This is a genomic window from Actinoplanes palleronii (assembly GCF_016862315.1).
GTDB lineage: Bacteria > Actinomycetota > Actinomycetes > Mycobacteriales > Micromonosporaceae > Actinoplanes > Actinoplanes palleronii.
The window spans coordinates 141,898-154,551 of the sequence record NZ_BOMS01000009.1 but is presented as its reverse complement, the minus strand read 5'-3'; the positions used below and the strand labels follow the sequence as shown (position 1 = coordinate 154,551).

11 protein-coding genes are annotated in these 12,654 nt (G+C 71.1%); 6 read left to right on the top strand and 5 right to left on the bottom strand.

All coding sequences use genetic code 11. From position 1 onward, the window contains the following. Positions 1-22: 22 nt before the first annotated feature. Both Apa02nite_RS02545 and Apa02nite_RS02540 read right to left on the bottom strand, forming a co-directional pair. Positions 23-799, bottom strand: coding sequence for a cyclase family protein (locus tag Apa02nite_RS02545; RefSeq protein ID WP_203823636.1), 777 nt, complete (start codon positions 797-799; stop codon positions 23-25). Between the two features lie 29 nt (positions 800-828). Next, positions 829-2,469 carry an FAD-dependent oxidoreductase gene (locus Apa02nite_RS02540; protein WP_203823635.1) on the bottom strand — a complete coding sequence of 547 codons (1,641 nt, stop codon included), beginning with the start codon at positions 2,467-2,469 and terminating at the stop codon, positions 829-831. Positions 2,470-2,635: 166 nt separating this feature from the next. On the opposite strand from Apa02nite_RS02540, the gene Apa02nite_RS02535 reads away from it, so the two are divergent. Beyond that, positions 2,636-3,664, top strand: coding sequence for an acyltransferase domain-containing protein (locus Apa02nite_RS02535; RefSeq protein WP_203823634.1), 1,029 nt, complete (start codon positions 2,636-2,638; stop codon positions 3,662-3,664). Here the strand turns inward: Apa02nite_RS02535 and Apa02nite_RS02530 are convergent. Beyond that, on the bottom strand, positions 3,630-4,886 hold the full coding sequence (locus tag Apa02nite_RS02530; protein WP_203823633.1) for a ketosynthase chain-length factor: 1,257 nt from the start codon (positions 4,884-4,886) through the stop codon (positions 3,630-3,632). The two genes, Apa02nite_RS02535 and Apa02nite_RS02530, sit on opposite strands and share 35 nt — an antisense overlap. After that, positions 4,883-6,193, bottom strand: a complete 1,311-nt coding sequence (locus Apa02nite_RS02525) for a beta-ketoacyl-[acyl-carrier-protein] synthase family protein (RefSeq protein ID WP_275412420.1) — start codon at positions 6,191-6,193, stop codon at positions 4,883-4,885. The genes Apa02nite_RS02530 and Apa02nite_RS02525 overlap by 4 nt, the downstream gene beginning before the upstream one ends. A 151-nt stretch (positions 6,194-6,344) precedes the next feature. Here Apa02nite_RS02525 and Apa02nite_RS02520 point away from each other — a divergent pair, with 151 nt between their 5' ends. Genes Apa02nite_RS02520 through Apa02nite_RS02505 form a run of 4 tightly spaced genes read left to right on the top strand, consistent with a single transcriptional unit; the run spans position 6,345 to position 10,961 of the window. Beyond that, positions 6,345-7,388 (top strand): methyltransferase, encoded by a 1,044-nt coding sequence (locus tag Apa02nite_RS02520; RefSeq protein ID WP_203823632.1) that lies wholly within the window; start codon positions 6,345-6,347, stop codon positions 7,386-7,388. Between the two features lies 1 nt (position 7,389). Beyond that, positions 7,390-7,968, top strand: coding sequence for a flavin reductase family protein (locus Apa02nite_RS02515; protein ID WP_203823631.1), 579 nt, complete (start codon positions 7,390-7,392; stop codon positions 7,966-7,968). Between the two features lie 7 nt (positions 7,969-7,975). Beyond that, entirely contained in the window at positions 7,976-9,301 is a 1,326-nt protein-coding gene (locus tag Apa02nite_RS02510) for a cation:proton antiporter (protein ID WP_239164068.1), read from the top strand. After that, positions 9,255-10,961: an MDR family MFS transporter gene (locus Apa02nite_RS02505; protein WP_203823630.1), complete on the top strand. Its 1,707-nt coding sequence runs from the start codon at positions 9,255-9,257 to the stop codon at positions 10,959-10,961. Before Apa02nite_RS02510 ends, Apa02nite_RS02505 begins: the two co-directional genes overlap by 47 nt. 78 nt (positions 10,962-11,039) lie before the next feature. On the opposite strand, the gene Apa02nite_RS02500 is transcribed toward Apa02nite_RS02505, so the two are convergent. Beyond that, positions 11,040-11,708, bottom strand: a complete 669-nt coding sequence (locus tag Apa02nite_RS02500) for a DUF4097 family beta strand repeat-containing protein (RefSeq protein ID WP_203823629.1) — start codon at positions 11,706-11,708, stop codon at positions 11,040-11,042. 216 nt (positions 11,709-11,924) lie between these two features. Between Apa02nite_RS02500 and Apa02nite_RS02495 the strand changes: the two genes are divergently transcribed. Beyond that, positions 11,925-12,647 (top strand): helix-turn-helix domain-containing protein, encoded by a 723-nt coding sequence (locus Apa02nite_RS02495; RefSeq protein WP_203823628.1) that lies wholly within the window; start codon positions 11,925-11,927, stop codon positions 12,645-12,647. The last annotated feature ends 7 nt before the right edge of the window (positions 12,648-12,654 follow it).

Genomic DNA, 12,654 nt, shown 5'->3' with positions numbered 1-12,654 from the left:
TCCGGGCCGGGCCGGCCGTGGCTCATTCCTCCGGGACCAGCGCCACGGCCCGCGCCCAGCCGGCGCCCGCGTTGGCGATCTTCACGGGGAAGCAGCACACCGTGAAGCGGGGCGTGTCGAGCAGCGCTTCCAGGTTGTTCAACCGCTCGATCTGGCAGTACTCGCGCCGGCGACCGGCGAAGTGCGCCGGCCACAGCACGCTCGGATCCGCGTTCTTCTGGTACTCCACGATCATGTGACCGAAGGGCGCGTCGAGGCTGAACGCGTCGGTGCCGATGACCCGCACACCCCGATCCAGCAGGAGGTCGGTGGCCGGGCCGTCGAGTCCGACGAAGTCGGTGAAGTACTTGGGCGTACCGGCGAGGGTGTTCGCGCCGGTGTACAGCAGCACCACGTCCATCGGCTCTGGTGCCCGGCCCGCATGGTCGAAGGCCTGCCGCAACCGGTCCGCGCCCACCGTGCCGACCGGCGCGTCGGAGACGTCCAGCACCAGGCCGGGCCGGAAGAACCAATTCAATGGCATCTGGTCGATGTGGCGGGGCGGCCCGTACTCGGTGGTGGAGCCGTAGTGCGAGGGCGCGTCCACGTGGGTACCGGTGTGGGTGGTCAGCCGCAGGGTGTCCAGCGACAGCAGTTCGCCGTCCGGCAGCACGGCGGGGTCGAAGTCGAGGCCGTGGTTCTCCCGCATGCTCTCCGCCATGTGCACGGCGCCCTCGGCGGGAGAGAGCACCGTGTGCTCGGTCGGGTTCGGTTCCCAGACCGTGGCGTCGATCGGCGTGGACAGGTCGATGATGCGCATGGTGGCACTCCTCGGTGGGATCAGCGGGATCAGCGGGTCGGCTCGGGCTCGTGCGGGACGAGGCCGCACCGGCGCAGCAGCGCCGTCAGCCCCTGCTCGCCCGCGATCCGGCCCTTGCCCGCCAGGTAGCCGTCCGGGCGGATCAGGGCGTACTCCCCGGCGTCCAGGCCGAGCTGGCGGCGCAGCGTGCCGCCCGGGTCGCCGAGCGGCCCCGGGTACGTGCCGGCGATGTCGGTGGTGTCGGCGACCGTGCGCACCGAGAGGGCCCGGCCGAAGTCACGTTCCACGTCCGCCAGCACCGCGGCGAGCCCGTCCGGTCCGGTGTCGTCGGTGGTGGCGAGCAACGTCCACCGCGGGTCGGTCAACTCGGTGCACATGTCCCGCCAACCGGCGCTGGCCAGCGCCGTCTCTCCGGAGCAGGCGACGCGGTACCCCGGCCCGATGCCGCGGGCCGCGACCACCGGCTGGCTCAGCGGGCTGGCGCCGTAGTGCAACGCCAAACCGGACATCCCCTCCATGATCTTGCGTTCGACCCGCCGTTTGAGCGGCGTGGCCAGGTTGAGCAGACCCAGCCCGATCGGCAGGGTGACGGGCGCGGCGGCGTTGCGCAGCGCCACGAGCGCGGTGGCCGTCCTGGTCGTGCCGAGCAGCGTGGCGCCGACCGGCACCCGCTCGGCGGTGTAGCTGTCCAGCAGCGCGTCGTCCGCGTGACCGCGCAGCACGTCGGCCAGCTTCCAGCCGAGGTTGTACGCGTCCTGGATGCCGGTGTTCATGCCCTGGCCGGAGGCCGGGCTGTGCACGTGCGCCGCGTCGCCGGCGACGAAGCAACGCCCGGAACGCATCTGCCGGATCATGCGCTGCTGGATCGTGAAGACCGAGACCCAGCTGGGGGTGGACACCCGGACCGGCGTGCCGAGAGCCTTCGTGATCTTGCGGGTGAATCGCCTGGCGACCGCGTCGGCGTCGTCGGCGCCGTCGACGTCCACCGTGTCCAGCAGCCGCCACTTTCCCGGCTCCGGGAACGGCACCAGCATGATCGTGCCGTTCCCGGCGTGCATCCAGTGCAGGCTGTCGCGCGGCAGGTCGGCGTCGAGGACCGCGTCGGCGATCAGCCAGGTCTCCGAGGACTCGCCGACCAACGTGAAACCGAGCTGCCTGCGGACCACGCTGTGGCCGCCGTCCGCGCCGACCAGCCACCCCACCTCGACCTGCTCGATGCCGCCGCCGGCGTGCTGCAGGGCGGCGGTCACCGTGTCGTCGGTCTGGTCCAGCCCGGTCAGGCCGACACCCCATTCCACCGTGACGCCCAGGCGCCGCAGTGCGGTCCGCAGGATCTCCTCGGTGGTGACCTGGTCCACCTGGAGCGTGAACGGGAACCGGGTCGGCACGCTCGAGTAGTCGGTGTCGAGACGGATCAGCCGCCGTCCCCGTTGGTGCATGGTGAAGTGCTCGACCCGCTGCCCGCGCCGCAGGAACTCGTCGATGAGCCCCATCTGGTGGTAGGTCTCCAAGGTGCGTGCGTGGGTGGCGGTCGCCCGGCTCGTGGTGGCCGGCCCGGATGCCTGATCGACCACTCGTACCGCCGCGCCGCGCCGAGCCAGCTCGTAGGCGGCCGTCAGGCCGACCGGGCCGGCCCCCACCACGAGCACGTCGTAGCTAGAAGGGCTCATCGGCTTGCTACCTCCCCGCGTTCCAGTGTTTCCGGGGCAGCGTGCCGGGCGAGGCTCGACTCCGGCCGGAACGCCGCTGGAGGCCGTGCCCGCTCGATCGGCGCTCCAGGGCGGCGGGCGAGGATCCGGCCACGCGGTGACCGACGAGGAGCGGAGACCAGAACCGATGACGTACGAGGGAACCGGGCGTCCGATCGCCCTGCTGATGGCCGGTCAGGGGGCCCAGCATCACGGCATGGCCGTGGAACTGTACGGCCGTGAACCCGTCTTCAGCGCGGTCATGGACGAGTTCTTCGAGCTCATGGGCGCACCGGGGCGCCGGCTGCGTACGGACTGGCTCGCCGACCGGCCGGCGGTCTCGCTCGACGACGCCGGGACCGCACAACCCCTGTTGTTCGCGATCGGGTACGCCCTCGGCCGCGCCTTGCACGCCCGGGGATGTCCGCCGGTGGCACTGCTCGGGCACAGCGTCGGCGAACTGGCCGCGGCCGCTCTCGCCGGCGTGCTGGACCTGCCCGGTGCCGCCGCCGTCATGCTGGCACGCTCGGTGGTGATGGCCACGGCACCGCCCGGCGGCCTGCTCGCCGTGAGCGCGACGCCCGCGGAACTCGCACCGTACCTGGGCGTCGCCGGCGAGCCGGGCAGCGTGGTGATCGGCGCGCGGAACGCGCCGCGGCAGACGGTGCTGGCCGGGCCGGAACCACGCCTGTCCGACGTGGAGCGCGAGCTGCGGGCAGCCGGGCTGGTCAGCCGGCGGGTCGGCGCCCGGCAGCCCTTCCACTGTCCCGCCGTGGCCGATCAGGCGAGAGCCTTCGCGACCGCGTTCGAGGCTTTGCCACTCGGCTCCCCGGCGGTGCCGATCTGGTCCACCCGGACCGGCCGGGTGGTGGACCGCGAGCAGGCCGGGAGACCGGAGTTCTGGGCCGGGCAGCTGTCCGCGCCGGTACTGTTCTGGCCGGCCCTGGACGCGCTGCTGACCGGCGGCGACTACACCCTTGTCGACGCGGGTCCCGGCCAAGGGCTGTCGATGCTGGCGCGCCGGCATCCCGCCGTCCGCGCCGGGCGCAGCACGGTGGTTCCGTTGCTGCCCCGGGGCGCGAGCGGGTCGTGGGACACCTGGTGCGCCGCCGTGCGGGAGCTGGGCGCGGCGCGACCGGACGCTATGCGGGACGCCGGAGCACCATCGCCGAGTTGAAGCCACCCTGCCCCCGGGCGAGGACGAGCGCGTTGGTGAGCGTGGCCTCCCGCGGCTCGGATCCGACCAGGTCGATCGCCTCGGCGAAGGCGGGGCGATCGATGTGGATGGTCGGCGGGATCACCGAGTCGCGCAGGGACAGCAGCGCCGTGGCCACATCGAGCGCGGCCCCGCCGCCCAGCAGACGGCCGGTCATGGTCTTGGGCGCCGTCACGGGCACCGCCCGCGGCCCGAAGACGGTGGCGAGGGTGTCGACCTCCACCCGGTCCAGCGCCGCGACCCCGGCGGCGTCGGCGAAGACCACGTCCACCTCCGCCACGGACAGTCGCGCGTCGCGCAGCGCCAGCTCGATGGCCCGGCGCAGGCCCGGCTCCCGGCCCGAGCCGGGCTGCGGGTCGAAGGTGGCGGCGTGCCCGGCGACCACCCCGTAGATCCGGTCCACCCCGCGCTGCCGGGCCTCGCCGGGATCCTCGACGACGAGCAGGGCGCCGCCCTCGCCCGGCACATGACCGGTGACGTCCAGGTCGAACGGCAGATACGCCCGGCTCGGTTCGGTGACCGGGCTGACCCGGCCCGAGCGGATCATGCAGACCCAGGACCACGGGCACAGCGAGCCGTCCACCCCGCCGGCGAGCATGAGCGCAGTGCCGTCGCGTACGTGCCGGCGAGCTTTGGCGATCGCGTCCAGCCCGCCGGCCTGCTCGGCGACCAGGGTGCTCCCGGGCCCTCGCATGCCGTGCCGGATCGAGATCTGGCCGCTGTTGACCGGATAGAACCAAGCGAAGGACTGGTACGCGCTCACGTACGCGCCGCCCTTGCTCCACAGCGCCTCGAGCTCGCGCTGCCCGAACTCGAAGCCACCGGCGGAAGCGGCGGTGACCACCCCGGTGGCGTAGTCGGCCAGCTGCCGCGGGTCGGCGCCCGCGTCGGCAAGCGCCTCCTCGGCCGCGATCAGCGCGAGCTGGGTCATGCGGTCGGTCTGCGGCAGCAGCCGGCTCGGCAGCCGGCTGGCCGTGTCCAGGGTGACCTCACCGGCCAGCTGCGCCGAGTACGGCGCCGGGTCGAACCTGGTGATGCGGCCGATGCCGGACTCGCCGCGCAACGTCGCCGCCCAGTACTCCGCCACGCCGAGGCCGTTGGGTGCGACCACGCCGAGGCCGGTGACCACCGCGGTGCCGGTTGCCCGGGCCGGCGCCGTCCCGGCGGTTCCGGGCGCGGTCATGCCGCCCACCGGCCCGGCCCGGCGAGGACGATCGCACTCTGGAAGCCACCGAAGCCGCTGGCCACGCTGAGCACCACGTCGGTGCGCTGTTCCCGGGCCACGAGGGGGACGTAGTCCAGGTCGCACTCGGGGTCGGGTTCCCGGAGGTTTGCCGTCGGCGGGATGACCGAGTGCTCGATGGCCAGCACGGAGGCCGCGACCTCCAGTGAGCAGATCGCTCCCAGCGAGTGACCGATCATCGACTTGATCGAGCTGACCGGTGTCGTGTACGCGTGTTCGCCGAGACTGCGCTTGTAGGCGCCGGTCTCGTGCAGGTCGTTCTGCTTGGTCGCGGAGCCGTGCGCGTTGATGTAGTCGATCTCGGACCGGTCGACGCGCGCCAGGTCCAACGCGCCGGTGATGGCCGCGGCCAGTTCCACGCCGTCCGGACGCAGCCCGGTCATCGAGAAGGCGTTGCACCGGGAGGCGTATCCGGCGATCTCGGCGTACACGTGCGCGCCCCGGCGGCGAGCGTGGCCGAACTCCTCCAGGACGAAGACGGCCGAGCCCTCACCCAGCGCGAAGCCGTTGCGGGTCCGGTCGAACGGCCGCGACGCCGTCTCCGGTTCGTCGTTGCGCGGCGTGGTCGCCTTGATCGCGTCGAAGCACGCGACGGTGATCGGCGAGATGGCGGCGTCCGACGCTCCGGCGATCATCACATCCGCCTCGCCGTCCCGGATGAGGTCCACGGCGTGGGTGACCACGTCGATGCCGGACGTGCACCCGGTGGACACGATGCCCACCGGCCCCTCCGCCCCCACCAGGCCCGCGACCTCGGCCGCCATGGACGAGGGCACGAAGTAGTCGTACAGGTACGGCATCGCGTGCGCCTCGTCGACCTGCCAGATCCGGCCCTCGTCGCTGACCACCGCGTATTCGTGGTCGAGGCTGATGGTCATCCCGCACGCGGTGCCCACCATCACCCCGGTGCGCTCCGGGTGCAGCTCGCCGACGATGCCGCTGTCGACGAGCGCCTCGCGGGCCGCCACGTACGCGAACTGTGTGGTCCGATCCCACCGGCGGATCTGCCGCTGGGTCAAACCGGCCTCGACGGGGTTGAAATCGCACTCGGCGGCCACCCGGGAGCGGAACTGGGTGGCGTCGAACGCCGTGATGGTCCGGGTGGCGGTCCGCCCGGCGGTCAGCAGGTCCCAGTACTGCTTCGTCCCGATGCCGCCCGGTGCGACCACCCCGATCCCGGTCACGACCACCCGCCGTCCACCCCGCGGTCCTTCCTCGTTCTTCCGCAGCACCCCGTCTCCCTTCACCGTTGCCAACCGGCCAAGGCTGTCCTGCCGACCTCGATTCGCCCTTGACCCGCGCTGGACAGCCAGCGGCCTCGGCCGCCGCTCGACGTGAGCACGACCGGCCGGTGCGACGGTGTGCCCCGCAACGACCGATCGGGAGTAAGGACAGACGATGACCGTTGGCGTACCTCCCCGCAGTTCAGTGGCCCGGGCCCGGGCCGTCGTCCGGCTCAACACGGCGTACTTCCAGACGAAGGTCCTGCAGAGCGCGGTGGAGCTCGGTGTGTTCGACCTGCTCGCCGACGGTCCGGCCACGGCGGACACGCTTCAGGAGAAACTGGCCGTCCGGCACCGGCTGACCCCCGACTTCCTCGACGCGCTCGTCGGGCTGGAGTTGCTGGAACGCGACGGAGCGGAGTACCGCAACAGCGACCTCACCGCCGAGTTCCTGGTGACCGGGCAACCGACCTACCTGGGCGGCACCTGCGCCCAGCACGCGAAACTGCACTACCACGCGTGGGGCCGGTTGACCGAGGCGCTGCGGGACGGCCACGCGAAGTCGTCGGTGGCGGCGCAGGGTTCGACCGCCTATCCGGACTACTACCGGGACCTCGACAAGGCCCGGCAGGTCATGACGCACATGGACGCCCACAACGGCTTCACGGCCGATGAACTGGCTCGCCGGCTCGACTGGTCGGAGTACACGACGTTCACCGACGTGGGCGGCGCCCGCGGCAACGTGGCGGCGCGGATCGCCCGGGCACATCCGCACCTGCGGGGCTCGGTCGTGGACCTGCCCGCGCTGCGACCGCTCTGCGACGAGCTGATGCGGGAACTGGGCACGGCCGACCGGGTCCGCTTCGCGGGCGGTGACTTCTTCGTCGACCCGCTGCCCGCCTCGGACGTGATCGTCATGGGTCACGTGCTGGCAGACTGGCCGCTGGAGAAGCGGATGCGGTTGCTGCACAGCGCGTACCGGGCGGTCTCGCCCGGTGGGCGGATCGCGGTCTACGACGTCATGATCGACCCGAGCCGGGACGACCTGGAGACGCTGCTGCAACGTCTCAACAGCGCGATGATCCGCGACGACAACTCCGCGTACTCGGTGTCCGACTGCGAGGGGTATCTGCGCGAGGCCGGCTTCGAGGTGGAGCAGGTCTTCCGGGCGGACACGATCACCCGCGACCACGTGGTGGTCGCCCGCAAGGCGGCGTGACATGCGCGGGCAGCACGACCTCCGGGTGTCTCCGGAGGTGGCCGCGGCCTGTCTCGAGCCGGCCACTTTCCGGTCGGTGATGAGCGCGTTCCCGTCCGGCGTCACGGTGGTGACCACGCTCGGCGCCGACGGCGCGCCACTCGGTGTCACCTGCAGCGCGACGTGCAGCGTGTCTCTGGAGCCGCCGCTGCTGCTGGTGTGTCTCAACCGGAACAGCCGGGTGCTGAGCGCGCTGGTCGACCGCGGCCAGTTCATCGTCAACTTCTTGCGGGACAGCCGGGAACGCACCTCGTCACTGTTCGCGTCGAGCACGCTGAACCGGTTCGAGACGGCGAGGTGGCAGCCCTCCCGGCGCGGCGGGCTCCCGCTGCTGTCGGCCGATTCCCTCGCGCACGCCGAGTGCGACGTCGCCGGGGTGATCGACGCCGGTGACCACACGATCGTCGTCGGCGCGGCCGTGGACGGTGGCGTGCACGACGAGGCGAGCGGACCGTTGATGTACTGGCGCCGCAGGTACGGACGCTGGCCGGCCGAGGACGACACGCGAACCGTCGCGCTCACCCTCGCCGCGGAAGGGTGAGCGGACCGTGTCGCACACCCCCGTTCCGCTGATCCCGGCGCCGCAGCTGATGCTCTTCCTGCTCCAGGTGGCGGTGCTGCTGACGCTGGCCTTCGTGCTCGGCCGGCTGGCCGTCCGGCTGGGCATGCCGGCGGTCGTCGGTGAGCTCTCGGCCGGGCTGCTGCTCGGGCCGACCCTGCTGGACCACGTCGCGCCCGGCGTGGCGGCGTGGCTGTTGCCCAAGCAGGCCGGTCAGTTCCACCTGCTCGACGCCGTCGCCCAGATCGGGGTCCTGCTGCTGGTCGGGGTGACGGGGATAGAAGTCGATCTCCTGCTGCTGCGCCGGCGGAGCGCGACAGTGGTGCGGGTGGCGACGGCGGGGTTGCTGCTGCCGCTGGGGCTGGGCGTGGCCACCGGCCTGCTGCTGCCGGCCGCGCTGGTGCCGGGTGGCACCGACCGGATCGTCTTCGCGCTCTTCCTGGGCGTCGCGATGTGCCTCAGCGCGATGCCGGTGATCGCGAAGACGCTGACCGACATGCGGCTGCTGCATCGCAACATCGGTCAGCTGATCCTGATCACCGGGATGGTCGACGACGCGTTCGGCTGGCTGATGTTGTCGATCGTCGTGGCGATGGCGGCCACCGCCCTGCAGGCCGGCGTGATCGTGACGGCGGTGCTGACCCTGCTGGCGATCGTCGTGACGGCGGCCACCGTGGGCCGGCCGCTGTTCCGTGTCGCGCTACGCCAGGCGGACCGGGCGGCCGGGCCGACCGGCGTGGTGACCGTCGCGGCCATCGGCATGCTGGCCTGCGCCGCGGGCACACAGGCGCTGGGCATGGAGGCAGTCTTCGGGGCCTTCGTGGGCGGCCTCCTGGTGGGCAGCTGCGGCGGCGTGCCGCGAGCCGCGCTCGTGCCGTTGCACACGACGGTGCTGGCCTTCTTCGCGCCGCTCTTCTTCGCCACCGCGGGATTGCGTGTCGACCTGACGGCGCTGGGCCGGCCGGTCGTCCTGCTGGCCGGACTGGTCGTGCTGACGGTGGCGGTGGCGGGCAAGTTCGCGGGCGCGTTCATCGGCGGGCTGACCAGTCGGCTCACCAAGTGGGAATCGCTCGCCCTCGGAGCCGGCATGAACGCCCGCGGCGTGGTCGAGATCGTCATCGCCATGGTCGGGCTGCGTCTGGGTGTCCTCAATACCGAGACCTACACCATTGTGGTAATGGTGGCCATCGCTACCTCGCTGATGGCGCCGCCCATCCTCCGGATCGCCATGCGTCGCGTGGAGTTGACCGCGGAGGAATCCCTGCGCGGTGACCGGAGTGGTGAATCGACAGCACAGCGAACCCCATATCGGTAAACGAATTTCCCACACTTCAGGAGGCCCGCCGAACTCGAGCCGAACTATGGTCCGGCGCGGGTTTGCGATATCTTCCATTGGCTCGGAACGGCCCATCTTTCCCGAGGAGACAGTGATGACGACTCCCGAACCCGAGGCAGTTGACGCACCGTCGCGTGAGGGGCCACTGGGTCGCAGCTCAATGCGTATCGTCGTCATCGCGATGATGATCTGTTCCGCGCTCGGTTCCCTCGATCTGACCATCGTGTCGACCGCCGCGCCGACGATCGTCGGCCAGCTCGACGGCGTTCAGTACCTGTCCCTGCTGTTCACCACGTACATCATCGTGGCGGGTGTGACCACGCCGCTCTACGGCAAACTCGCCGACCTGTACGGCACGCGCCGGTTGTACATCTTCGCCATCAGCGCGTTCCTGGTCGGCTCGGTCCTGTCCGGCGCGGCGCAGTCGATGATCCAACTGATCGTGTTCCGCGCCGTCCAGGGGGTGGGCGCCGGTGGCCTCTCCGTGCTGACGATGACGGTCGTCGCGGAGATCGTGCCGCTGCGCGAACGCGGCAAGTTCATGGGCATGTTCGGCGCCGTGCTCGGCGTCGGTGCCATCGCCGGCCCGCTGCTCGGCGGCATCCTGACCGATCAGCTCTCCTGGCGCTGGATCTTCTACATCAACTTGCCGCTGGGTCTGATCGCGCTGGTCGCCATCGTCCGGGAGTTGAAACTGCCGCCGAAGAAATCCACGGCTCCCATCGACTACGCGGGTTTTTTCCTGCTCGCCGCATTGATCGCTGACATCACGCTGCTGGCGTCCTGGGGCGGCGCACAATATGCCTGGTCCTCCCCGATCATTCTCGCTCTGGCGGCCGGCGCGATCGTGCTGGTAGCACTGTTCGTGATGCGCGAGTTGCGGGCGCCCGAGCCGATCATGCCGCCGCGGTTGTTCCGTATTCCGTCGATCACCTTCGCCTGCCTGGCCAACGTGATGGTGCATACCTGGGTCACCGTCATCGGAACGTTCGTGCCGCTTTTCATCCAGCTCGCCATGGGCATCAGCGCTTTCAACTCCGGTCTGCTGCAGTTGCCGATCGTGTTCGGGCTGATGGTGGTCTCCATCGTCGGGGGCGGCCTGATCACCAAATGGCGCCGATACAAGTGGTCACCGGTTCTCGGCAGCGCCCTGGCCGTGCCGTCGTTGCTCCTGTTCGCCACGATGACCCCGGACACCAGCCTGTGGCTCGTCGTCACCTACATGGTGTTCTTCGGTCTGACCGTCGGGCTCTGCATGCAGCCGCTGATGGTCGCCATCCAGGCCACCGCGCCGGAGCGCGACATGGGAAGCGCGACGGCGACCGGCGCGTTCTCCCAGCGCATCGGCGGCTCACTCGGTTTCGCCGCGCTGGCCGCGCTGTTCAGCATCCGGCTCAGCGCCGAGTTGTCGCAGCGGTTGCCGGCCGGCACCGCGGCCCGGATCCCCTCGGACGGATCGATCTCCCCGATGGATCTGCGCGCGCTCCCCGCCGACCTGCGCGCCGCGGTGGAGCTGGCGTTCGCGCACACGATCCGCAGCGTCTTCCTCTGGACGATCCCGCTGATGGTGCTGGCGCTCGTCTTCAGCCTCATGCTCAAGGACGTCCGGATCGACGAGGGCGTGGAGATCGAGGTCTGACCCGGCCGGGACCGCTCGGCGCACCGGCACCGTGCCGGTGCGCCACTCGTCGGCATCGCCATACCCCAGGCGGCGGGACTACAGGCTGCGGGCGGTGATGTCGCCGTAGGCCGTGGTGGCGTGGATGGTCAGGGCGGCGGCGCCGTCACCGTTGCGCAGCGAGTTCTGGATGCGGCCGCTGCCGGTGCCGGCGTCCAGCGACGCGGAGACGCCGCTGGCGGCCGCGACCGCGACGTTTCCCGCTTCGGTACGAAGGACGAGCGCCCCGTCCACCGCCTCGGCGATCCGGATGTCACCCCGCTGGGTGCTGATCCGCGCCGGCCCGGTCAGGCGGCCGACCGTGATGTCGCCGTCCTGGAGGGTCAGCCGGGCGCTCGCCGTCTCGTCCAGCTTGACCTGGCCCTGTGCCCCGTCGAACGTGACCTCGCCGAGCCGGCCCACACCCCGCAGGTCCCCGGCGGCCGTCGTCGCCTCGACCCGCGACCCGGCCGGCAGCTGGACGGTGACCTCGACGGCGCCGGAGTTGCCGAGCAGCTTGTGCTTCGGCGCGGCCGTCGCGATCCGCAGCACGCCGTCCCGGTAGTCGACGGTGACCTGCTCGGCGGCCTTCACGTCGCGGCCCTTCGACGCGTCGGCGGGCCGGATCTCGACAGTGGCGTCGGCGCGGTCGGCGGCGATCAGCTGGAGCCGGCCGGCCGGGATGTCCAGGACGGCGGCGATCGGGGCGGTGGTGGCGAACTTCTGCATGACTAGCTCCTTCGATCCGTTGTTTCCGATGTGCAAAACGCTACGTTGCGTTCGCGCTTTGGGCAACATGTTCGTTGCTTATTCGCGGCGTATTAGCAGCTAGATGCGCGAGAATCGTTGCAACGGTTTGAAAATCAACGCAACGCACCGTTGCATTGAGTAGAAAATGAACGCTATGCTGCCGTGCGTCAGACAGGTGCGCGTAAGGAGATCGACATGCCCGGTGGCCGGCTCACCCAGCAGGAACGTCAGCAGATCACGCTGGGCCTGGCCGACGGGCTGGCGTACGCGGAGATCGCCCGGCGGCTGGACCGTCCCACCTCGACGGTCACCCGCGAGGTGATGCGCAACGGCGGCCCTGCCGGGTACCGCGGCGACCTGGCGCACCGCGCCACCGAGCAGCGCGCCCACCGGCGCCGGCAGACCGCGCCCCGGGGTGCGCAGACACCCGCGCCGGCCAACGGGCGGGACCCGGCCGCGGTGCTCGCGTACGAGGAGGTGTTCACCACCCTGCTGATGGGGCAGGGCCTGCCGAAGATGATGGCCCGCGTGCTGACCTGCCTGTTCACCACGGACGCGGGCAGTCTCAGTGCGGCCGAGCTGGTGCAGCGGCTGCAGGTCAGCCCGGCGTCGGTGTCCAAGGCGGTCGCGTTCCTGGAGGCGCAGGGCCTGATCCGCAGGGAGCGCGGCGAGCGCCGGCACGAGCGCTACGTGGTCGACGACGACGTCTGGTACCAGTCGATGATCGCCAGCGCCAAGTCGCACGAGCAGCTCGCCGATACCGCGCGCCAGGGCGTCGGCGTGCTGGGCCCGGACAGCCCGGCCGCCGCGCGTCTGGAGGGCATCGCCCGCTTCGTCGAGTTCGTCGGCGAGAGCATCGTCCGTGCGGCCCAGCAGGCCCGCGAAATCCTGCACGCCAAACCCGATCCGGAAGTGTGATCAAGTG

Bases quoted from the DNA above. Each gene is read 5' to 3' on its own strand.
- Apa02nite_RS02520 (WP_203823632.1), top strand. From the start codon at position 6,345: ATGACCGTTGGCGTACCTCCCCGCAGTTCAGTGGCCCGGGCCCGGGCC.
- Apa02nite_RS02540 (WP_203823635.1), bottom strand. From the start codon at position 2,469: ATGAGCCCTTCTAGCTACGACGTGCTCGTGGTGGGGGCCGGCCCGGTC.
- Apa02nite_RS02530 (WP_203823633.1), bottom strand. From the start codon at position 4,886: ATGACCGCGCCCGGAACCGCCGGGACGGCGCCGGCCCGGGCAACCGGC.
- Apa02nite_RS02500 (WP_203823629.1), bottom strand. From the start codon at position 11,708: ATGCAGAAGTTCGCCACCACCGCCCCGATCGCCGCCGTCCTGGACATC.
- Apa02nite_RS02535 (WP_203823634.1), top strand. From the start codon at position 2,636: ATGACGTACGAGGGAACCGGGCGTCCGATCGCCCTGCTGATGGCCGGT.
- Apa02nite_RS02515 (WP_203823631.1), top strand. From the start codon at position 7,390: ATGCGCGGGCAGCACGACCTCCGGGTGTCTCCGGAGGTGGCCGCGGCC.
- Apa02nite_RS02545 (WP_203823636.1), bottom strand. From the start codon at position 799: ATGCGCATCATCGACCTGTCCACGCCGATCGACGCCACGGTCTGGGAA.
- Apa02nite_RS02495 (WP_203823628.1), top strand. From the start codon at position 11,925: ATGCCCGGTGGCCGGCTCACCCAGCAGGAACGTCAGCAGATCACGCTG.